Source organism: Agrobacterium sp. rho-13.3 (assembly GCF_033957765.2).
GTDB lineage: Bacteria > Pseudomonadota > Alphaproteobacteria > Rhizobiales > Rhizobiaceae > Agrobacterium.
The window spans coordinates 157,075-178,614 of sequence record NZ_CP192775.1 but is presented as its reverse complement, the minus strand read 5'-3'; the positions used below and the strand labels follow the sequence as shown (position 1 = coordinate 178,614).

The following is a 21,540-nucleotide window of genomic DNA, read 5'->3' as shown; positions in this document are numbered from 1 at the left end:
ACCTAACAACGCTAAATATGTTTGAGTTCCATTGGGAGGGTGTCATCCGTTCCTGTCGGAAGAGACTGGCCACCGGCGTGCGCGGGTGGCCATCAGGACGGATGGGCTGGCGATTTACCAGCCCGAGGGGCCATCGCCATCATAGGATTTAAAGGGTCGACACGGCCATGTGAGATCGGAGAAACCTCAGGCGCCCAGATGGTGATAGGCACGCTTGTAATAGACCAGCGCTTTTTCGGCCTCGTTTTCGTGGATTGCTTTGACCGCGCAAAACAGCACACGATGGGTGCCGACATCCTGCATGGTGGTGATGACACAATCGAAAGACACCATGGCGTCTTCCAGCACGGGTGCTCCGGTGACACTATAATGCCAGTTGGCCGCAGCAAAACGTTCCTCGACCGGTGTTTTGCCGCCAAACAGAGATGAAAGTTTTTCGTGCTCGGCGGTCAACACGTTGACGCAAAGCACCTTGTTTTCCATCACCGCATCGAACACCGAAGCCGTCCGGTTCAGGCAGATCAAAAGCGTGGCAGGACTGTCGGTGACGCTGCAAACGGCAGTTGCGGCAAAGCCGGCCTTGCCTGCCGGACCATCGGTTGTGATGATGTTCACGGCTGCGCCCATCCTTGCCATGGCGTCACGAAAAAGCTGGTGGCTAACGTCTGCAACCGCTTCTACCGGCGTTGTGAGGCTTGGCACGCTGTTCATCGGAGTATTCCTCTCTGGCTGGTTGTTCATCGCGGTTAGGCCGCAGGCCGGGCAAGCGACGTGGTGGCGAAAGCGGGAAGCGCAAGTGCCTGTTCCAAACGCAAGGCGACACTGGCGGCGATATCTTCCCGCCAAGGCCGCGCGACGATCTGGAGCGCGATGGGCAGGCCCTCGGCAGACGCGGAAACCGGCACCGTTACCACGGGTAGGCCAAGATAGCTGAACGGACGTGTGAACGAGGTCATCGCACTAACCACCGCATTCATCTTGGGGCTGGTGCCGATATCCACCTCGGCAGACAGCGGTGGCACAAACGGCATGGTCGGCGCAATCAGCACATCGGCTCCGGCAAAGGCCGTGTCCAGAAATTCCTTCAGCATCACAGCGCGAATTTGCAGGGCGCGCAGATAGATCGGTGCCGGTACCGCCAAAGACTGGGACAATCTCATCCGAATCTGCGGGCCATAATCCTCCGGGCGCTCGCGCATCCAGTCGAAATGCACGGCACCTGCTTCCGACATGGCAACGGCATTGGCGAGTTCCGCCATCGATGTGAGGTCTGGGATGGCAGCGGACGCGATGCTTGCGACATCGGGCTTCAGTGCCGAGATGGCCGTTTCGATACCTTGGACGACATCGTTTTCCAATCTTTCGGCAAACAATCCACCGGCAATGCCTATGCGAAGGGATGACAGATCGCGCAACAATTCGTCGGGCTTTTCGACGTCCATACAGGTCGTGTCTCGACCGTCCGGGCCGGAAATAAGCTGCAACAGCAGATAAGCATCCTCGACCGAACGAGCCAACGGCCCGACGCAATCTTGTGAAAACGATAGCGGCATCACCCCGTGCCGGCTGACACGGCCTTGTGTCGGTTTGATTCCGACTATGCCGCAGCAGGCAGCGGGCAATCGGATCGATCCACCCGTGTCAGAACCCAGCGCGGCCAGCACCACGCCGCCGCCCACCGCAGAGCCGGAGCCGGATGATGAGCCGCCAGTAATCCGTGCGCCATCGATGGGGTTCAGCGCCCGGCCATGGTGGAAATTGTGGCCTGTCGGCCCCATGGCGAATTCGCTCATGTTCAGCCGGCCAATGGAGAGCGCGCCTGCGGCCTGAAGCCGGTCCATGGCGGTTGAAGTGGAGGTGGCGATATGTCCGGCACGAATTTTCGAGCCGCATCCGGTTATGAAACCGGCTCGATCATACATATCCTTGTGGGCAAGCGGTACACCGTGGAGCGGCCCCACGGCGTGGCCCGATGCGAGCGCAGCATCGGCGGCTCTGGCCGCGTCAATAGCAGAGCCCTCCTCTATTTCGATGAAAGCATTCAATCGCTTATGGCTGGCTTTGGCACGAAAGAGGGCAGCTTCGGTCATCTGGACGGAGGTGATTTTGCCGGCGCGTATCGCGTCTGCGGCCTGGGTCAGCGAGGTAGGATTATCGAGGCTCATCGCTTGGCCTCCGCAAGCATCAAGGCGTCAAAATGCGCTGGCTCCGTGTTGAACAGCGCTCCAGACTTGCCGAGCGGTGAAGGGGCAATGGCGGCGCTGTCGCGCGCGACCTCTCCAGCCATCGCCACCAGTTCCGCTTCGACTGCCGGGCGCTGCCAATAGGTTTGTGCCATTGCTGCCATGATCTCTTTAGTTTCCATTAGCTGAAATCCTGCGGTTGGCGATTGCGCACCAGTTGGCTAAGCGACACCGCAACGACCAACGCTCCACCGTAAAACAGGTTTTGCACATAGGCGTCTGCGCCGAGCATGGTGAGGCCAGTGATGCCGGTGACGAGAAAATAGACGGCGATGACTGCACCGAAGGCATTGAAGCGACCAGGCGAAATCGTCGTCGCACCGAGAAAGGCAGCGGCAAAGGCTGGCAGCAGAAGGTTGAGGCCAGACAGCGGATCGGCAGATCCGGTCATTCCGGCATAAAGCATACCGGCAAACGCCGATATCAACCCGGAAAGCACGAAGGACGTGGCGCGGACGCGATCGACATTGATGCCGTTCAGCCGAGAAACCTCACGGCCACGGCCAACGAACAGCAGTTTGCGCCCCGCAATGGTGAACTCCAGCGCATACCAAAGGATGGCAGCCAGAATGAGGGCATAAAAGAAGGCGAGCGGGATGCCAAAAAGCCGGTTGATGATGACCCATTCCACCAGTCCCATGGACACGCCGGAAATGGTTTGCGAATTGCTGACCCAAAGGATCAACCCGTTGACGAAGGTGCCGACGCCGAGCGTCACGATCAGCGAATGAATGCGAAAATAGAGAACGAAGAAGGCGTTGACTGCGCCGATGATGATGCCGCTGACAAGGGCGATGAGGATCACCGGCACGATCGGCCAGCCCAGTTTCACATTGAGCACGGCGATCAACATACAGCTCATCGTCAGCGTCGATGCACCGGATAGATCAAAGTCGCCTGATGTCAGTGGAATGATAATAGCGAGCGTCAGCACCACGAGAATGGCCTGTGACCCAAACATGGTGGAAAAGCTGCGCCAGCTCAGGAACGAATCCGGCATCAGGGCACCAAAGATCACGATCAACAAGAGCCACGCACCGACCAGAGCGAAGCGTTCTCCCTCGGTTTTCAGGGTGAAACGGCTTTTGGTTGGGGTTAAGGTTTTGGTTGTTGGCATGTCCAGCGTCGTCATTCTGCGGCCTCCGCGTCATGGCTGTGGAAACAGGCTTCGGTAATCGCCTTGCGGCTGATCTCCGAGCCCTTGAGTTCGATCACGGGACGACCGCGTGAAAAGACGATGACGCGGTCGCAAATCTGTTCGAGTTGTTCATTGTCTGTGGAGGCACAAAGGATGGCTGTGCCATCTGCCGCTGCCCGGTCCAGCGCCTTGAATATCTGTTGGCGTGCGCCGAAATCGACGCCTTGCGTCGGCTCATCCAGCATCAGCAGCTTCGGTTTGATCTGTAGCCATTTGGCCAGAAGAACCTTCTGCTGGTTGCCACCGGAAAGCGAGGCGAGCGGCAGGTGCGGGTTCTGCGGTCTGACGTCATAAATCTGCGCGAGGCGGGCCGCCTCTTGCGTCATGCCGGCCCGGTCAAGGCCGTAAGGTTTCAGCAAGCCGTCCAGAATGGGAAGCGTGATATTGTCGGTCACAGAAAGCGAGCCGATGCCCGCGGAACCCAGCCGGTCTCCGGGCAGAAAGGCAATGCCCATCTGCTGTGCGGCCAGCGGTGTCATGGCGTCGATCTTGACGGTTTTGCCGCCTAGAGTGATTTCGCCGCCGCCACGTCTTGCGCCATAAAGCAGATAGGGAAGGGCAGCAAAGCCGGAGCCGATCAGGCCGGTGACTCCCAGTGTTTCACCTTCGCGGATTTCGAAATTGAAAGGCGCATTGGCGCCATCCGTCAGCCCACGCACGCGGACTGCTGCGGGCACACCGCTGGTCGACATCCGCTTTTTCTCAAAAGCATCGATGCGTGAACCGACGATCGTATCGAGGATAGATTGGCGCTCCGCACTGCGCGTGTCGAGAATGTCAACGAGTTCACCGTCGCGCAGCACCGCGACACGATCGGTAATGTCTCGCACCTCATCGATATCATGGGTGACGATAACGACGGAGGCCCCGGTTTTCACGATGGAGCGGATGAGTGCAAACAGCCGCTGCACATCTTCGGCTGGAAGAAACGGCGTCGGTTCATCCAGGACCAATATGCCTTCTCCGCCATAACCGGCATCTGATGCGCGAAGGTCTTCGAAGGCGCGGATGATGGCGACGAACGCTCTCTCGACCGGCGGCAGGTTCGCCACCGTCTGGAATGGGTCGATCCACAGATCAAATTGCGCAAACAGCTTTGCGATCGCCGCCGCTTCGCGTCTCCAGTTGATGAACCAGGGCGTTTTTTGTCCCAGCGCCGTGACGCGCATATTCTCCAAAACCGTCAAGGACGGCACGAGGCCGAGATGCTGGTGGACGAAGGCGACGCCACGTTTCTTGATCTCCATCGGATCAAGTGGCAGCGGCATCTTCTGGCCCCAGAGAATAACCTCGCTGCCGTCTTCCGGCTGGTGGAAGCCAGCCAGAACCTTGATCATCGTGGATTTGCCAGAGCCGTTCTGGCCGAGAAGCCCGAACACCTCGCCGCGCCGAATCGACAGCGACACACCCTTCAGCGCGTAATAGCTGCCAAACCGCATACGGATATTTTGCATGGTGAGCACGGCATTGTCGGTCATGATGCGGCTCCTGCTTTGGTCAGTGTTGGCTTACTTGATCCTCCAGAGCTTGCGGAAACCATCGAGATGGGCGTCGCCATAGCCATCGTTGAAGTTGGCCGGCGTGCCGGCGGTTTTGATGTTGCTTTCATCAAACACCAGCAGCGGCACGTTGAGCTTTGCCACCTCCGGCTTGCCGCACACCATGCGCATGATGTTGTCGATTGCGGCGTAACCAGCCCAGCCAAGGCTTTCACCGATGTCCATCTGCACCTGACCGGCACGCACCATGTCTAGGACGAAGGGTGTGCCGTTGAAGCTGGCAAGCTTGACGCTGCCTTCCGAGGCGGTGATGCGCAGGGCAGGGATGACGAACTGCGACATGGAGTCGTAAATCGGCAAGATATAGTTGATTGACGGGTCGGCCAGCAAAGCGGACTGTGTGCCGGACTGTATTTTCGTTGCCCATTCGGAAACAGGAACGTCCAAATGCTTCATCTTGCAGTCTGGGCAAAGCGCCGCCAACTCACTTTGAATAGATTTGACGAAGGGGATGGATGGCAACACGTCGGAGGAGCCGATGATCAGCACGTTCGGCTTGCCCTTGGTCTGGACATAGGCCCAGGCGGCAAGCAATTTTCCTGCACTGGTGAAGTCCACCTTGCCGGAATAGTCGACTGTGTCGATGGCCTTCTGCGTTACGTCGTAGAAATGCGTCGTCGAGATTTTGAGGCCTGCTGCACGGGCTTCGCCAAGCTGTGGCCCAAGCACTTCGGGGTTGAGGCCACCAGCAAGGTCGATGACATCATATTTCTGACTGATCGCCTGCGAGATGCCCTGAACCCATTGGTCGATCTTCAACTGGTTGTCCCATGTCGTATAGGTAAAACCAATTTCCTTGGCGGCGGTCGCCATGGCCTTTTGCAGTTCGACGTTAAACGGGATTGTCATCGAAATCGGGATCGACAGAACCTTCTTGTTGGCCATGCAGGCCTTGGCGTCGAATGCCTCGCCGGGAGCGGCAAAAACCGGCATGGCGCGGTGTTGCTCGATAATGGCCTTGGCGTCGGCCATAGGGTCTGCGGCAGCGGGCGTGGAGATGGCCGCAACAGCGGAGGCGGCCAAAAACGAACTGACAAAAAGCAGGCGCATGATCAAGATTCCCCTCTGTGATCCCGGTTTTCCCGGTGTCCTATGAAGCGGTTCTAATGCGCTTCCAAGAGATAATGTACGTACATAGTCAAGCGAACGTCAACCGGTTTTTGCCTAATTTTTTGCGCTGCACAATTAGGAGGCGGATGCCGAAAACCCCGTCAATGCGAGGATTAAATCATGTTCAATTGTCGAATTGGGCGCCATTGATGAATGCATATGTGCGGGTTGCAGCAGCGCGAAAACACGCTCAACTGCAACTATTATGTCAGTACATATGGAAGGTCTTGTGATCAGCGATTGGTGCGATGAGCGCGCCATGCGGTCGTCATGCCTGCAAAGCCGAACAATGAAAAGATCAGGAAGCTGGCGCCGTAATGTTCGGTCAGTGCGTAAATGCTGGCAAAGGAGGACGGGCCGACAATCACGCCGATGAAGGTGTAAACCAGCACGCCGCCGGTAATCGCACCGACCCTGCCTTCCGGGGCATTGTGGGCGACCTCTGCGAGCAAGACGCCGTTCCAGCCGATGGTGACGCCGCCCATGGCAATGAAGAGCGCGACCTGGGCGATGACCGGTAGGTCCGTGAGCCAATAGAGCAAAACATAGCCTGAACCACCGAGGAGGCCGAGCAGCGACAGTGTGATGTAACCACCGCCGATACGATCGGCGACGGCACCCCAAAAGATACGCCCGAACGCACCGGCAAACTGCATGGCGGCGGCAACCGAACCTGCGGCCAGCAGCGACCAGCCTGCATCGTGCACAAGCGTCACCACGGCAAAGGCAGAGACGGACAGTTGCATTGCCGAATAGGCAAAACCCAGAAAACTCAGCGCCCGCAGACTTGGATTGCGCCAGATCGTCGACTGTTCTTCAATGAGGCCGCGCAGCAGGGACGGTGACGTACGCGGGTTTATTGGTTTCGCCGCATGGGTCATTGCCAGCAAACCCATGGTCAGCAGTGGGGCAACCGCGCCAATGAGCAGCGCCACGTGCCAGTCGACATAACGCGACAGGAACGGAAAGGCGAAGCTCGCCAATATCCCACCCAGTGGAACGCCGGACTGCTTTAAAGAAAAGACGATATTGCGCTTGTTCTGCGGTGTGACGCGACTGAGCATCTCCGAAGAGGCCGGATTGTTCAGCCCATAGCCGATGCCGATGAAAAGCGAGGCCAGAATAATCAGCGGAATATTGGCCGTCGCAATGCCAGCAAAGCCGATCACAAAGCAAACAAGGGCAAACTGCTCGATGCGGATAGGCCCGAAGCGCTGCACCAGCGTTCCTGCGACGGCAGACGAAAACATGCCGGATGCGTAGATCAGACTGATCTGGTAACCGATCCAATAGGCGCCGATGTCCAGATCTGCCGCAACGGTGGGCGCGATGGCGGTCAATGCGAGGACGCTTGCCGTTGCCACGATCTGGATGAGCGTCGCTGCCGCCAGCGTCTGCATGAGCGAAGAGGTGCGGCGTGTCTGCGGTGCGTCTTCGGCGATCAAATCCGACATGCGTTTCAATGTCCTGGGAAATTAAATCTCGTATATGTACGTACTAATTGATTTGAATTAAAATCACAAGCCAGGCAGCGCGTCTTTGCCGATCCGCTGGATTTTGTTTGCCTTTCGCCCCGAAAGCGCGTTGAAACTGTATGTGACAGGAATGCGAATACGTGCGCCGACAGAGGTAGGGATGGGCTTGGACCAAAAAGGCACTGACTGGAAGCCGGAGCTTGATACGGCACCTCTTTATTTGCAGGTCGCACATCATCTGGAAAGGCGTCTCAGCAACGGCGATTACCCGGTTGGTTCTCTTTTGCCGACTGAAAATGAGATTGCTGTGGCTCTGGGCGTCAGTCGCCAGACTGTCCGGCAAGCGATTGGTCTGCTGCGCAACAAGGGTCGCCTCTCGGCGCGCAAGGGTGTCGGCACCCGCGTAGAGGCAGGCTTTGACCCGGAAGGTAAGCGGTTTATCGCTCATTCGCGTTCGGAACTGTTCGAAATTGCCGCCGAAACGGAATTCGTGATCGATACGAAGCAGGAAATCTCGGCGCAGGGTAAGCTTGCGGTGGAGTTGGGTTGCCGTCCCGGTCGCAAGTTTTTCCACATGGCCGGGATCCGGTATTCCAGCGGACGCAGCAGGGCATTTTCTTGGAATGAGGTCTATGTCGATTCAAAGCTTGCGGCGGCTGTGAAGGACATAACCGTCGCCCGGAGTGCGATCTTTCATTATATCGAACAATTTACTGGAGAGAAAATCCAGGAAATTCAGCAGGATATCAAGCCGTTGATGCTTGATGACGTCGTCGCTGCCAAGCTTGGTGTCAAGGCTGGCGACCTGGCGCTTGTGGTCACGCGCCGCTATTATGGCTCTGGGCGGCGTCTGCTGGAATATGCGTTTCAGGTGCTGCCCGCCGAGCGCTTCACATTCACCACGACGCTGCGCGCCGAAAGCTAACTCACCGCACCGTTCGTCCGCCGGCGTCTTTGTTCGTTGATCTGACGGCGTCGCACGCGCGCGCCTGCTCGGCTGCATTATTGCTCATCTGATTGGCGGCCTGCCTTGTCATTCGTCGTTTGGCGAATTCGGAGGCACCGTTTTTCTGCGCGCAAAATAACCGAATGAACAAGAAATAGGCGCGACTAAAATTGCGTCATTTTTGGCTGGACAGGCTCAAATATTTTTGCATTAGTTCGTACATACTGCCTTGCATGTCCACCAGATAAAAAAGGGGAACCACATGGATATCGGTGTTTTCATTCCCATCGGAAACAATGGCTGGCTGATCTCGACAGCCTCGCCGCAATACATGCCAAGCTTCGAACTCAACAAGCAGGTCGTGCAGAAAGCAGAGAAATATGGCCTCGAATTTGCGCTGTCGATGATCAAGCTGCGCGGCTTCGGCGGCAAAGCGGAATTCTGGGACTACAATCTGGAAAGCTTCACTCTGATGGCCAGCTTGGCTGCGGTGACGGAGCGGATCAAGCTTTTCGCCTCGACGGCGGTTCTGACCCTTCCGCCCGCCATTGTCGCCCGCATGGCCGCGACAATCGACAGTGTTGCGCCCGGTCGCTTCGGCGTCAACATCGTGTCCGGCTGGCAAATGGCCGAATACGACCAGATGGGCATGTGGCCCGGAAATGACTATTTCGGCTACCGTTACGACTACTCGACCGAATATGTCCACATCATGAAAGAGCTGTGGGCCAACGGCGAATGCACCTTCGAAGGCAAGCACTTCACCATGAAGGATTGCATGATGAAGCCAACACCCCAAAACAAGATCGAAATCGTTGCCGCCGGGCAAAGTCCCCGGGGTATGGAGTTTGCTGCCGAATATGCTGATTACAACTTCGTCATGGGGGCTGGCATCAACACGCCCAAAGCCTATGCACCGACCAATACCAAGCTGATCGAAGCGGCTGCCAAGACTGGCCGCGATGTTGGCGCCTATGTGCTGTTTATGGTGATTGCTGACGAGACGGACGAACTTGCGAAGGCCAAATGGGAAAGCTACCGCGCCGGTGCCGATGTCGACGCCTTGGCTTGGATGGCCGATCAGGGCAGCAAGGATGCAAGTGCCGACAGCAACTCCACCGCCAGGCACATCAACCTGCCGGAAGGCGCGGTCAACTTCAACATGGGCACTCTGGTCGGGTCATATGCCAATGTTGCCCGGATGCTGGATGAAGCAGGCAGCGTTCCCGGCACGAAGGGGATCATGCTGACCTTCGACGACTTCTTGATCGGTCTCGACCAGTTCGGCGAACGCATCCAGCCGTTGATGTCATCGCGCACGATCAGCCAGATCGCGGCTGAATAAGATGAACCAGATGCCGCCCGCCGTGTCTGCCAGTGGACCGCTTGTTGAAGCAGGCGATGTGTTCGATCCTCTGACACTCGTTGATCCAGGCCTGGCGGATCGCGCCTATCGCAGCGTGGGGGCATCATCTGGCGTGCTGAAAAGCGCGCCAGTCGAACCCATTTTTGTCGATATGCAGTCACGAAGCGCTGGCGTCGATACGCTCCTGTCGGCTTATGCCGGGGGGCACTTGTCACCTGAAAATGTTTTGAGCGAGTTGACGGCTGCTATTCACTCAAGCGCTGCTGGTGGCGAGGCCGTGCTTCGTTTCGTGCCGGGTGCGGAAAGTGCTGCCCGCGAAAGTGGAGAACGCTGGCGCAATGGTTCGGCGCGGCCATTGGAAGGCATACCGTTCGGTGTCAAGGATATCATCGATGTTGCAGGCGCGGTCGTTACCTCCGGCTCGCATTTTACCGGAGACCGGGTCGCACCAGCGGATGCCATGTCCGTGGCCGGTCTGCGTGCTGCCGGCGCTATTCCCTTTGTCATGACAGCCACCACGGAATTTGCGACGGGTTCTCCGCACAATCCACGCTTTGGCACCGTCACCAATCCATGGGATAAAAGTCGCTGGACCGGTGGCTCGTCCACTGGCTCTGGTGCGGGTCTGGCTGCACGATTGATGCCGCTGGCTCTTGGCACGGACACAGGCGGATCGATCCGTGTTCCCTCCTGCTGGTGCGGCACGACGGGTCTGAAACCCAGCCGCGAGCGTGTGTCTCGATCCGGTGTCGCTTCGTTGTCATGGACGCTTGACCATATTGGCCCTATGGCGCGTTCAGCAAGGGACATTGCTCGTGTCCTGCCGTTCATGACGGTACACACTGAGCCAGAACTTGCCGCGCAATGCGCCGCTGTTCTTGCGGGTGGTGGCCTTGATGGTCTGCGTATCGGTGTGCCGGTGAATTGGTTCACCGAAATGGTCGACGATGCGGTGCTTGCCAATTGGGAGAGTGCGCTCAAGACATTTGAGGCGGTGGGCTGCACACTGTTTCCTCTCCCGACAATCGATATCTCTCTCTGGCATGAGGCCGGTTGGATTATCCTTCAGAGTGAGCTGGCAACCCTGCATTCGGCGCGGCTAGATCGTGCCGAGCTTTTCGATGCAGCTTTGTTGCATCGGCTGAGGAATGGCCTTGCTTTTTCAGCGGTGGACTATGCACGCGCGTTGCAGCTGCGCGCAGAGGCGCAAACGGGCTTCATGGGTGCCATGGCGGATGTGGATCTGGTCGTCACGCCGGGCGTCGGTGGCGAGGCTGGCAGCCTCGACAGCTTGACCGTTGACGTTAACGGCGAGAGTCATTCCTTTCAGACGCTGATCTCTCGCAACACCATGATTTTCGATGTCACAGGTCTGCCAGCTTTGATGCTGCCCGCGGGTCTTGGCCGTTTCGGTTTGCCGACCGGCATCCAGATCATCGGACGTCCGCAGGCCGATGCTCTGTGCCTGCGACTGGGTGCAGCATTCCAGCGCGTGACCGAATTCCATCGTCTGACACCGCCGGGATTGGCATCATAACATCACCAGTCCGGTCAGACGTGCCAGAAAGGAAGCGATCCATGACAGATGCCGACCTGAACGCCAACTATGCCAAGGCCTATAACAACCGCATCGGTTTCGGCCAAAAACCTGCTTTGGTGCTGGTCGATTTTGTTCAGGCCTATTTCGAAAAGCACAGCCCGCTGTATTCTGGGGTCGATGCTGCACTTGAAAGTGCTCTCAGAATCCGTTCTGCCGCCCGCGAAAAAAAGCTCCCCGTCATCCTGACCGGCGTTGTCCTGCATCCAAGCGGCCTGGATGGCGGCAGGTTTTTCCAGAAGGCCAAGCCGCTTGCCTGCTTTACTGCCGGAAATCCCCTTGGCGCATGGCCAAAAGGGCTCAGTCCCTTTCCGGATGAGTTTGTGGTGACAAAACAATATCCAAGCGCTTTTTTTGGTACATCGCTTGCCCCTCTGTTGACCTCGATGGGTGTCGATAACGTCATTCTCACCGGCCTGACGACCAGCGGATGCGTTCGCGCGTCCTGCGTCGATGCCATGTCACACGGGTTTATCACAACCGTCGTCCGCGACGCCTGCGGCGACCGCCACCCGGCGCCGCATGAGGCCAATCTTTTCGACATGAATGCCAAATATGCCGACGTAGTCTCTGAAGCCGAGATTCTCGAATTTATCGACCGGCTATGAGCGCGCGCTGAAGCCCTCATTGCATGGCAAGCGTCACATGTTGGCATTGTCCATCACGTTCGACAAAACCATCACCAAACAGCATGTTCCGCTTTGCCTTCCGTATCCATTGCTTCATCCTTGTTCGTTCGGATATTGAGCACCATTGGCACACCCGCATGGGTTTATAGCGACGATCTTTATTGAGGCAGGGCCGGCTGAGCTTCCTTGATGAAGCACTGTCCGAGGCTTGAGGAGATTCCATGACACTTCACTCCACGATCGATGTGATCGATGCCGTTCTTGAGCTGGAGAAGTTTCCGCATATTCTAAAGCTGCGTGAACAACGGGCGAAGATGAAATATCTGACCCAGACCAGTTACGGTGCGGCGATCCATCCCGTTGAGCCGCGTCATTTTTCCCATGACCTGCGGGCAGCACTTGCCGCACGCATGGCCGGATTATGGAAAGCGACGGAACTTCGCGCCCATTATCTGAACCTTTTGGCGAAGGCTGGATCGGCAACCGACCTTCATTCTGTCGCCGATGCCGCCTTTACGCCTGATGAGAGCGATAAACGCCTTGCCGCGATCTTGGCGCATGTGGATCTGGTAACGCTGTCACCGAGGGAAGCGACACGCGCCAATATCGAAAAGCTTGAAGCCGCAGGCCTTGATGATGGCGATATCGTCACGCTGGCGGGCATCATCGCTTTCGTGAATTATCAGGTGCTGGTCGTGGCAGGTCTCAAGATGCTGAGAGACAACTGAAATGTCGCGAGCCGTACACGAATTCACCCTCGATGCCCTCATCTGGCAGCCCTATGTCAAGCCGATCGATCTCGACCAAGCCACGCCCGCGCAACGGACCGCGCTGAATGTGACGCCATCAAACACCAAGGTTTCGGCTTATATGCTGATGCTTGCCAATGATGCTGAAATCCTCACTGAGCGTACCCCGCTGTTCAACGATATCATGTATAGCGAGGGCGGATTGTCACGTGGCGGCCGCGAAATCGGGGCTTTGGCGGCTTCTTTCGTCAATAAATGCATCTATTGCGCCGCCGTTCACGCCAATCGCTACATTCAACTCGAAAAACGGCCTGACGTCGTTGATGAGATTTACGAGAACGGTCTCGACGCGGATTTGCCGGACTTGGAACAGGCGCTGTTTAATTTTGGCGTCAATCTGACCGCGCACCCGGACAATGTGGGTGTTTATCAGTTCTATCATCTGCGCGAGAACGGTCTGGATGATCTGGAAATTCTCGACCTCATCCATTCCGTGTCGATTTTCGGATGGGCGAACCGCTTGATGCACACGCTCGGAGAACCGCATCGAAAGGATTGAGTGTCTGTCTTTCTTCATGCGATAAGGGCGGACTTGTATTCGGTGTGGTTCTGGAACAAACAGTCGATGATGCGTGCTGAGGGTTCAGAATGACGACGAGATCTTTTGCTGGGCGTCAGATTATCCGTCTGGCTGGCCGTCGACCTACGCTGGCATGGCAGTTTGCCTTTGCTGGCACGATCGTTCTGCTGCTTGGTATGCTCTTGATCGGCCTTTGGGTGACATCGAAAATTGAGGATGCTGCCGTCAGGAACATGGCGAGCGGTACGGCGCTCTATGTCGCGGGTATTGTTTCGCCACTCACGCAGGACCTGGCGAATGGCTCATCGCTCAGCGAAAACACGCAACAGAAAATCCTCGATACGCTCAATCAGGGGCCATTGAGAGGTGAGCTGTTTTCCTTCAAGATTTGGGGAAGAGATAACACCATCGTTTTCAGCAGCGAGCCGGGCCTGATCGGCAAAAGGTTTGAAGGATCAATCGGGCTGTCCACCGCATTTAACGGCACTGTTCATGCCGCTTTCGACAATCTGGAAGGCGAAGAACATGAAGAAGAAAAACGTAGCGGCCAGATATTGCTGGAAATCCACAGTCCCATTCGCGATGCGGTGTCCGGCAAGGTCATCGCGGTCGCGGAGTTTTATGAGCGCTCAGCCGATCTGATGGCTGAACTGGATAATGTACGCCACGAGAGCTGGCTGGTGGTGGCCAGCGTAACGGCGGGAATGCTGGTTTTGCTGTTCGGCATCGTTGCAAAAGGCAGCCATTTGATCGAAGAACAGAAACACGCGCTCCATGCGCAGGTAACAGAATTGTCGCGGATGCTAGAGGTGAACAAAGGTCTGCGGCGGCGCATCGATCAGGCAACCCAGCGCACTGCGGCGCTGAACGAACGTTATCTGCGCAGGATTTCTGCGGAGCTTCACGATGGGCCGGCCCAGCTTCTTGGGTTTGCCGCATTGCGGCTGGAGGCCATCCGCACCGGGCGGGCAAGAGATGATGACGAAGCCATGGTGCAGCATTCCATCGATGAAGCGGTAAAGGAGATCAGGGGCATTTGCCGCGGGCTGACCTTGCCAGAGCTTGAGGGACTTTCCGGGGACGATGTGGTTCGCCGGGTGATTGCGACCCATGAAAAGCATTCGGGGCGGTCGATACACGTCGATATCGATCCGTTGCAGGTGACGTCTCAGGCAATCAAAATCTGCCTATATCGTTTCCTACAGGAAACCTTGAGCAACGCCACCCGGCATGCGCAGGCCGACGAGATCGCTGTCTCCGCAGCCGACAAGAGTGGCGACATCACTATCAGCGTTCGGGATAACGGCATTGGTTTTGTTCGGCGTGACGACGAGGACGGCCTTGGTCTGGCTGGCCTTGAGGAGCGCGTCGCGGGATTGGGCGGGCGGCTGGAGATTGTCTCTGCGGTCGGATCGGGCACATCGATCATCATGACCCTGCCAGGGGGCACCACGTCATGAGGCCGGATGTGGTCAGGATCGTTATTGTAGACGATCATCCGATCTTTCGAAGCGGGTTGTCGCGCAGTCTGGAAGACGAGCCGGGTTTTCAAATCGTTGGCGAAGGTGCCAGTGCCGCCGATGCGATTTCACTGTTCGACCAGCACCGCCCGGATATCGTGCTGCTGGATCTTTCCATGCCCGGCGGCGGACACTCAGCATTGCGCGTCATTTTGCGGCGGGATGCTGCGGCCTCGGTCATTGTGCTGACCGCTTCCGAACATGATTCCGATATTGCCCAAGCTCTTGCGGAGGGAGCGAAAGGTTATGTTCTCAAAGGCGTCGGCGTATCCGAACTTGTGAACGTCATTTCCGGCGTTGCAGCCGGTGATGGGTGTAGCGCGTCGGCCTCAACGCGAGATGGTATGGCGGGGATGGAAACCGTCAAACATCAGGCGCGCGCCCTTGCCAACCTCACGCCTCGTGAGGAGCAGATTCTTGAACTTGTGGCCGCAGGCAACAGTAATAAGGAAGTTGCCCGGCTGCTTAACCTTCAGGAAAAGACCATCAAGCACAACATGACCCGCATCCTTCAGAAGCTGAAACTGCGCAACAGAACCGAAGCCGCCATCTATCTGCGCGAAGCGCGATTAAAAAAGTGAGACGCGATAATCACCTCTCGGCCCTTCTCCCGATAGGGCCTTTAGTCCCCATGGCTCGAACACGCTCACGGGTATAAGTGGAGTTTATCCGAATAGTTTTAAGCGGGTTTCACTCGCGCGTTCGGATGCTCAAATTGCACGGAAAATATGGTCGATAGCGGCCTGTTTTGATCGGGAGAATGACGTGACTAAAGTATCTGGAAAACATCTTTTGATGGCTGCTGCCCTTGCCGCGACGTGCCTTTCGGGTGCAGCGCATGCGCAGGACGCCGACGGCATTGTGGTCTATAACGCGCAACACGAAGGGCTGGGCATTGCCTGGGCAGAAGCGTTCACAAAAGAAACCGGCATCAAGGTCACGCTGCGCAAAGGCAGCGATATGGAGTTTGCCAACCAGATCGTACAGGAAGGTGCCAATTCTCCGGCTGATGCGTTCCTGACGGAAAATTCCCCGGCCGTGGCGCTGGTTGATAGTAAAGGCCTCTTCGAGCCAGTTGCCAAGGAAACACTCGATCAGGTTCCTGAGCAGTTCCGCCCGGCCAACGGTCATTGGGTCGGCATTGCTGCCCGCTCAACCGTTTTTGCTTATGACAAGACAAAGCTGACAGAAGACAAGTTGCCGAAGTCGCTGCTTGATCTTGCGAAGCCTGAATGGAAGGGCCGCTGGGCTGCATCTCCAACCGGTGCGGACTTCCAGGCCATTATTGGCGCGCTGGTGCAACTGAAGGGTGAAGCGGAAGCCTCCACATGGCTGAAGGGCATGAAGGAAAACTTCAAGGCCTATCGCGGTAACTCGACAGCCATGAAGGCCGTTAACGCCGGTGAAGTCGAAGGCGCTGTGATTTATCACTACTACTATTTCGGCGATCAGGCGAAGACGGGTGAAAACAGCAAGAACGTTGCTCTGCATTATTTTAAAAATCAGGATCCAGGCGCCTTCCTCTCGACCTCTGGCGGTGGCGTTCTCGCGTCTTCCAAGCACAAGGAACAGGCTCAGGCCTTCCTGAAGTGGGTCACCGGCAAGGGTGGCCAGACGATCCTGCGTGAAGGCGATTCCTTCGAATATGCCATCGGCAAGGGTGAAGCCTCCAACAAGGCGCTGGTGCCAATTGCTGATCTTCAGGCGCCAAAGGTTGAGCCTTCGACGCTCAATAACGCAAAAGTCACCGACCTGATGACGGCGGCTGGCCTGCTCTAAATCATGACTGTCAGACAAAAATCATCGCAGCCTGCCTGCGGTGATTTTTCGATTTCGAGGCGCGGATGAAATCTGTCGTAGAAACCGGTCATCTTTCCATCTCCAGACCTCGTCTGGCGGTCGATGTGCCATGGACGATCCTGATCGCAATCGTCGTTGCGTTTCTGGCGCTTCTGCCGTTTTGCTTTGTGGTCTGGGCCGGTATCGAAACCGGTTGGGAGGCGGCTTCGCACTTGATCTTCCGCGCCCGCGTCGGCGATCTGATGGTCAATACGGTCCTGCTCATCCTCTTCACCGTCCCCATCTGCATCATATTGTCCGTGACGCTGGCTTGGTTGACGGAACGCACCGATCTTCCCGCTGCCCGGCTGTGGTCCTGGCTGGCGATTGCGCCGCTGGCTGTGCCTGCCTTTGTGCATTCTTATGCCTGGGTTGGTCTGTGGCCGAGTTTCAACGGGCTTCCCGCCGGTATCGCAATATCGGTCGTAGCCTATTTCCCCTTTGTCTACTTGCCCGTATCGGCAGCAACCAGATTGCTGGACCCAGCGCTTGAAGACTGCGCGGAATCGTTGGGGCTGAACCGCTTTGCGGTGTTTCGCCGTGTCGTGCTGCCGCAACTGCGTCTGGCAATCTGCGGAGGGGCGCTTCTGGTTGGCCTCCACTTGCTGGCGGAATACGGGCTTTACGCCATGATCCGCTTTGATACGTTTACGACTGCGATCATGGATCAGTTCCAGTCGACCTATAGCGGTGCTGCGGCAAACATGCTGGCGGTCGTCCTCGTCTTCTGCTGCATTTTGCTTCTGTTTCTTGAGGCCAGACTGCGCGGCAAAGGCCGCAATGCCCGCGTCGGTTCGGGCGTTGCCGCCCGCAACCGGACCGTTCCACTGGGCCGATGGAAATATCCGGCTTTCGCCCTTTTCATAACCGTTTCCGCTTTCTCACTCGGCGTTCCGGCGCTCACCCTTGGGCATTGGCTCATCGCAGGCGGTGCCGGAGTGTGGAAGGTCGGAACAATCGGTCTGGCACTCTGGCAGACCATGGAGATTTGCCTCATCGGCGGCATTGTCGTCACGGCTGCTGCCGTGCCGATTGCTTGGCTTTCCGTGCGCCGCCCGACACGGGCCTCTGGTCTGCTGGAGAAATGTTACTATCTGGCAAGCTCCATGCCGGGCGTGGTTGTTGCGCTGGCGCTGGTAACCGTGACAGTCCGGGTTATTTTGCCGTTTTATCAAACCGTGACCACCATCGTTCTTGCCTATGTCGTCATGTTTTTGCCTCGTGCGCTCGTCAGCCTTCGTGCAGGAATAGCGAAGGTGCCGGTCGAACTGGAGCAGGCGGCGGCAAGCCTTGGCCGTTCACCGGCGCGCGCGCTCTGGTCCACCACGGTGCGGCTTGCAGCGCCGGGTGCTGCGGCAGGCGCGTCGCTTGCTGCCCTCGGCATCATGAACGAGCTGACAGCCGCGCAAATGCTGGCACCGAACGGCACCCGCACGCTTGCCATGGCATTTTGGGCTATGACCAATGAAATCGATTATGCAGGGGCAGCACCCTATGCCTTGCTGATGGTGCTCTTTTCGCTGCCGATGACATTTCTGCTGCATAACCAATCCAGAAAGATTTCCGGTCGATGACATTTCTGAAACTTCATGCCATCCGCAAATCCTATGGTTCAGTGGTCGCGCTGGACAACATCGATCTTTCAGTCGAGGCAGGCAGCCGCACGGCCATCGTTGGTCCATCTGGCTGTGGAAAGACCACGCTGCTTCGGCTTGTCGCCGGTTTCGACGTCCCGGATTCAGGAACGATAACACTCGGTGGTGAGGTGATTGCCGGTGACGGTCATCCGGTTCCAGCCCATCGCCGTAATATCGGCATCGTGGCGCAGGATGGTTGCCTGTTTCCGCATCTCTCGGTCGCAGACAATATCGCCTTTGGGGTCAATGCCGAACGGGCGGTCAGACACGGCAAGGCTGCCGAGCTGATGGACATGGTCGGGCTTAACCGCGCCATGCTGTCACGCAAGCCCGACCAGCTTTCCGGTGGCCAGCAGCAACGCGTGGCGCTGGCACGTGCATTGGCGAGAAAGCCGCGTTTGATGCTGCTCGATGAACCGTTTTCGGCGCTCGACACCGGCTTGCGGGTCGCAACCCGAAAGGCTGTGACAGAAGTGCTGTCTGCCGCAGGTATTCCAACCATCCTCGTTACGCATGATCAGGCAGAAGCCTTTGCTTTTGCCGAACAGCTCGTCGTGATGCGAAACGGCACCTTTGCGCAGGTCGGCTCGCCTCAAGAGCTTTATGCACGCCCGGTGGACCCCGCGACGGCCAACTTCTTGGGCGAGGCAATTATTCTACCCGCAGAGATTTCAGGCGGTTATGCCGATATCCGGATCGGTCGGTTGCCCGTCGATGACCGTGAGTATCACGGCAAAGCGCAGATCATGATCCGACCAGAACAGATCACGGTGACGGGAGTTGCCAACGAAAGTCTAGCGTCTGGAACGATCGAAGACATGAGCTTCTGCGGCCCAGCCTTCACGGCCAGGATCACCCTCAATGGTGGAGGGGCGTCTTTCAACGTGAATGTCCCCTCTCATGAAACACTTCAGTGCGGCGATCAGGTGTCGATTAAAGTCATTGGAACGGTGCATGTCTTCAAGGGCACGACTGGCTCTAACGAACAATAAATTTGCCCTGCCAAAGCCGGAAGCCGCCTTCAAACGCGTGGAGATTATCGCCGCGCCTGCACTCCTTCGGCAACTCATCCAGCTTGTCGACATTACCACCGCCAATGACGATGTAGTCTGGAAGCATTGCGGCGCGCAGTCTTTCAATCGTGTCGAAAACGCTGGCGCGCCACTTTTTCTTGCCACGCTTCCCAAGCCCGTTTTCACCGACGTAATCCTCGAAGCTGCCGCCTTTTTTATAGGGCAGATGTGCGAGTTCCAGCGGATGAGCGACGTTCTCAAGGACCATGGCCGCGCCAAGTCCTGTTCCCAGCCCCAGGAACAGCATTCGCCCACCCTCATAACTGCCGATCGCCTGCATCAGCGCATCGTTGACGAGTTTGACCGGTTTGTCGAAGCTGGCCGCAAAATCATGGCCGACCCAGCCTTTTCCCAGATGGGCTGGCTCCTGTAACACGGCGTTTGCATGAACCGGGCCGGGATAACCCATCGAAACCACATCATAATCAATGTCTTTCGAGAGTGTCTTCACGGCATCGACCATTTGGTCCGCCGTCATCGTCGGCCCGGAATCGACCCTGAGCGGCGTAGCGCCAGTGGTGTTGGTCAGGATTTTCACATGCGAGCCGCCGATATCGATGCTCAATACAGTGTTTTGATTATGCGCAACGGGCTGATGGGTCATCGGTTCATCCGGGTCTGTCATTTGCTGGGGCCGATCCAGCCGTTTGGTGGGCCAAACGTTGCCATGGCTTCGGTTGGTCCCCATGTGCCTGCCTGATAGACATGCGGGGCGGATTTGTCGTCCAGCACCGGAGCCACGATGCGCCAAGCGATTTCGCTGGCATCCTGCCGGGTGAAAAGCTGGCCGTTGCCGTTCATTGCATCGCTGATCAGGCGCTCATAGGGTTCCATATCGCCCTTGTCATCATCCACGGCGTAAAGTTCGATCTGCTCGCCAACCATTTCATCGCCTGCCGCTTTGCGCCGCGCGCCAATGGCCACCGAAACCTCCGGTGCAATTCGAAAACGGATGTAGTTGGCATCTTCCGGCCTGATATCATCGAACACGTTGAGCGGCGGCGGTTTCAGGCGAACGACAACTTCCGTCATGTGAACCGGCAGGTTTTTGCCAGCGCGGATGAAAAACGGCACATCCTTCCAGCGCCACGTGTCCACAAAAAACCGGACCGCTGCGAAGGTCTCCACCGTCGAGGCGGGCTGGACGCCGGGCTCAGCAAGATAACCATCGAACTGCCCGCGCACCACATCATCCTTCGTCAGCGTGCGGATGGCCTTCAACACTTGCACTTTTTCATCAATCAGGTCGTCTGCCGAGCGTCCGGAGGGAGGCTCCATCGCCAGAAGCAGCATGATGTTCAAAAGGTGGTTCTGGATGACATCGCGGATGCAGCCGACTTCGTCATAGAACTTGCCGCGCCCTTGCACGCCAAAGTCCTCGGCCATGGTGATCTGGATGCTTTCGACATGATCGCGGTTCCACACCGGCTCCAGAAACGAGTTCGCGAAGCGGAAATACAACAGGTTCTGGATCGCTTCCTTGCCGAGATAGTGGTCGATACGGAAAATCGACTTTTCTTCGAACACCATGTGAAGAACACGATTGAGCCAGCGTGCCGATTGCAAATCGCGCCCGAACGGTTTTTCCACCATCACCCGTGCACCGGTTGCGCCGCCGGATTGTTCCAGCCCCTGCACCACCGGCTCGAACATGCTGGGTGGCACGGCCAGATAATAGAGCGGGTGGTGGCCGGGGCCGATCACGTCTTTCAGCTTGTCGAAGGTCGATTGTGTGCGGTAATCGCCGCTGACATAGCGCAGCAATCCGGCAAGCTTTGCAAACACCTCTTCGTCAACAGTGCCGATGGCCTTGGTGATGCCTTCGCGGGCGCGGGCCTGCAACTGGCTGACATCCCAGTCCTCGAAGGCGATGCCGATGACCGGTTCGTTCAACATTCCCCGTGCCACAAGCGCGTAAAGGGCCGGGAATATCTTTTTATAGGCGAGGTCGCCGGTGGCACCGAACAGCACCAGCGTATCGGATCTTGTTTCGGTCATGGAGTGCATCCTTGATATCGA

Annotated in this window: 20 protein-coding genes; 11 read left to right on the top strand and 9 right to left on the bottom strand. The window is 57.2% G+C overall.

Annotated elements, in window-relative coordinates:
• Positions 1-186: 186 nt before the first annotated feature.
• From RMR16_RS15700 to RMR16_RS15670, 7 genes are all read right to left on the bottom strand, one after another.
• Positions 187-711 carry a flavin reductase gene (locus RMR16_RS15700; protein WP_320199614.1) on the bottom strand — a complete coding sequence of 175 codons (525 nt, stop codon included), beginning with the start codon at positions 709-711 and terminating at the stop codon, positions 187-189.
• 35 nt (positions 712-746) lie between these two features.
• Positions 747-2,165: an amidase gene (locus RMR16_RS15695; RefSeq protein ID WP_320199613.1), complete on the bottom strand. Its 1,419-nt coding sequence runs from the start codon at positions 2,163-2,165 to the stop codon at positions 747-749.
• Positions 2,162-2,365 (bottom strand): hypothetical protein, encoded by a 204-nt coding sequence (locus RMR16_RS15690; protein WP_320199612.1) that lies wholly within the window; start codon positions 2,363-2,365, stop codon positions 2,162-2,164. Before RMR16_RS15690 ends, RMR16_RS15695 begins: the two co-directional genes overlap by 4 nt.
• A complete protein-coding gene (locus RMR16_RS15685; RefSeq protein ID WP_320199611.1) occupies positions 2,365-3,375 on the bottom strand; it encodes an ABC transporter permease in 1,011 nt (336 codons plus the stop codon). Before RMR16_RS15685 ends, RMR16_RS15690 begins: the two co-directional genes overlap by 1 nt.
• Positions 3,372-4,919: a sugar ABC transporter ATP-binding protein gene (locus RMR16_RS15680; protein WP_320199610.1), complete on the bottom strand. Its 1,548-nt coding sequence runs from the start codon at positions 4,917-4,919 to the stop codon at positions 3,372-3,374. The genes RMR16_RS15685 and RMR16_RS15680 overlap by 4 nt, the downstream gene beginning before the upstream one ends.
• A 30-nt stretch (positions 4,920-4,949) precedes the next feature.
• Positions 4,950-6,050, bottom strand: a complete 1,101-nt coding sequence (locus RMR16_RS15675; RefSeq protein WP_320199609.1) for a sugar ABC transporter substrate-binding protein — start codon at positions 6,048-6,050, stop codon at positions 4,950-4,952.
• A gap of 293 nt (positions 6,051-6,343) precedes the next feature.
• A complete protein-coding gene (locus tag RMR16_RS15670) occupies positions 6,344-7,564 on the bottom strand; it encodes an MFS transporter (RefSeq protein ID WP_320199608.1) in 1,221 nt (406 codons plus the stop codon).
• 181 nt (positions 7,565-7,745) lie between these two features.
• Between RMR16_RS15670 and RMR16_RS15665 the strand changes: the two genes are divergently transcribed.
• The 11 genes from RMR16_RS15665 (at position 7,746) to RMR16_RS15615 (ending at position 19,440) form a co-directional block, all read left to right on the top strand.
• Positions 7,746-8,510: a GntR family transcriptional regulator gene (locus RMR16_RS15665; protein ID WP_320199607.1), complete on the top strand. Its 765-nt coding sequence runs from the start codon at positions 7,746-7,748 to the stop codon at positions 8,508-8,510.
• A 283-nt stretch (positions 8,511-8,793) separates the two neighbouring features.
• Positions 8,794-9,876 carry a pyrimidine utilization protein A gene (rutA, locus tag RMR16_RS15660; RefSeq protein WP_320199606.1) on the top strand — a complete coding sequence of 361 codons (1,083 nt, stop codon included), beginning with the start codon at positions 8,794-8,796 and terminating at the stop codon, positions 9,874-9,876.
• Position 9,877: 1 nt separating this feature from the next.
• On the top strand, positions 9,878-11,434 hold the full coding sequence (locus RMR16_RS15655; RefSeq protein ID WP_320199605.1) for an amidase: 1,557 nt from the start codon (positions 9,878-9,880) through the stop codon (positions 11,432-11,434).
• Positions 11,435-11,475: 41 nt separating this feature from the next.
• On the top strand, positions 11,476-12,102 hold the full coding sequence (locus RMR16_RS15650) for an isochorismatase family protein (protein ID WP_320199604.1): 627 nt from the start codon (positions 11,476-11,478) through the stop codon (positions 12,100-12,102).
• A 242-nt stretch (positions 12,103-12,344) separates the two neighbouring features.
• On the top strand, positions 12,345-12,851 hold the full coding sequence (locus RMR16_RS15645; protein WP_320199603.1) for a CMD domain-containing protein: 507 nt from the start codon (positions 12,345-12,347) through the stop codon (positions 12,849-12,851).
• 1 nt (position 12,852) lies between these two features.
• Positions 12,853-13,431 carry a peroxidase-related enzyme gene (locus RMR16_RS15640; RefSeq protein ID WP_320199602.1) on the top strand — a complete coding sequence of 193 codons (579 nt, stop codon included), beginning with the start codon at positions 12,853-12,855 and terminating at the stop codon, positions 13,429-13,431.
• 89 nt (positions 13,432-13,520) lie between these two features.
• The gene (locus tag RMR16_RS15635; RefSeq protein WP_320199601.1) at positions 13,521-14,912 is read left to right on the top strand and encodes a sensor histidine kinase; all 1,392 of its coding nucleotides are present in this window, start codon (positions 13,521-13,523) and stop codon (positions 14,910-14,912) included.
• Positions 14,909-15,553 carry a response regulator transcription factor gene (locus tag RMR16_RS15630; protein ID WP_320199600.1) on the top strand — a complete coding sequence of 215 codons (645 nt, stop codon included), beginning with the start codon at positions 14,909-14,911 and terminating at the stop codon, positions 15,551-15,553. The genes RMR16_RS15635 and RMR16_RS15630 overlap by 4 nt, the downstream gene beginning before the upstream one ends.
• Positions 15,554-15,767: 214 nt before the next feature.
• A complete protein-coding gene (locus RMR16_RS15625) occupies positions 15,768-16,751 on the top strand; it encodes an iron ABC transporter substrate-binding protein (RefSeq protein ID WP_320199848.1) in 984 nt (327 codons plus the stop codon).
• Positions 16,752-16,816: 65 nt separating this feature from the next.
• Positions 16,817-18,385, top strand: a complete 1,569-nt coding sequence (locus RMR16_RS15620; RefSeq protein ID WP_320199599.1) for an ABC transporter permease — start codon at positions 16,817-16,819, stop codon at positions 18,383-18,385.
• Positions 18,382-19,440 carry an ABC transporter ATP-binding protein gene (locus tag RMR16_RS15615; protein WP_320199598.1) on the top strand — a complete coding sequence of 353 codons (1,059 nt, stop codon included), beginning with the start codon at positions 18,382-18,384 and terminating at the stop codon, positions 19,438-19,440. Before RMR16_RS15620 ends, RMR16_RS15615 begins: the two co-directional genes overlap by 4 nt.
• Here the strand turns inward: RMR16_RS15615 and RMR16_RS15610 are convergent.
• The gene (locus tag RMR16_RS15610; RefSeq protein ID WP_320199597.1) at positions 19,427-20,125 is read right to left on the bottom strand and encodes an ROK family protein; all 699 of its coding nucleotides are present in this window, start codon (positions 20,123-20,125) and stop codon (positions 19,427-19,429) included. The genes RMR16_RS15615 and RMR16_RS15610 overlap by 14 nt on opposite strands.
• A 17-nt stretch (positions 20,126-20,142) precedes the next feature.
• On the bottom strand, positions 20,143-21,519 hold the full coding sequence (gene zwf, locus RMR16_RS15605; RefSeq protein WP_320199596.1) for a glucose-6-phosphate dehydrogenase: 1,377 nt from the start codon (positions 21,517-21,519) through the stop codon (positions 20,143-20,145).
• Positions 21,520-21,540: the final 21 nt, after the last annotated feature.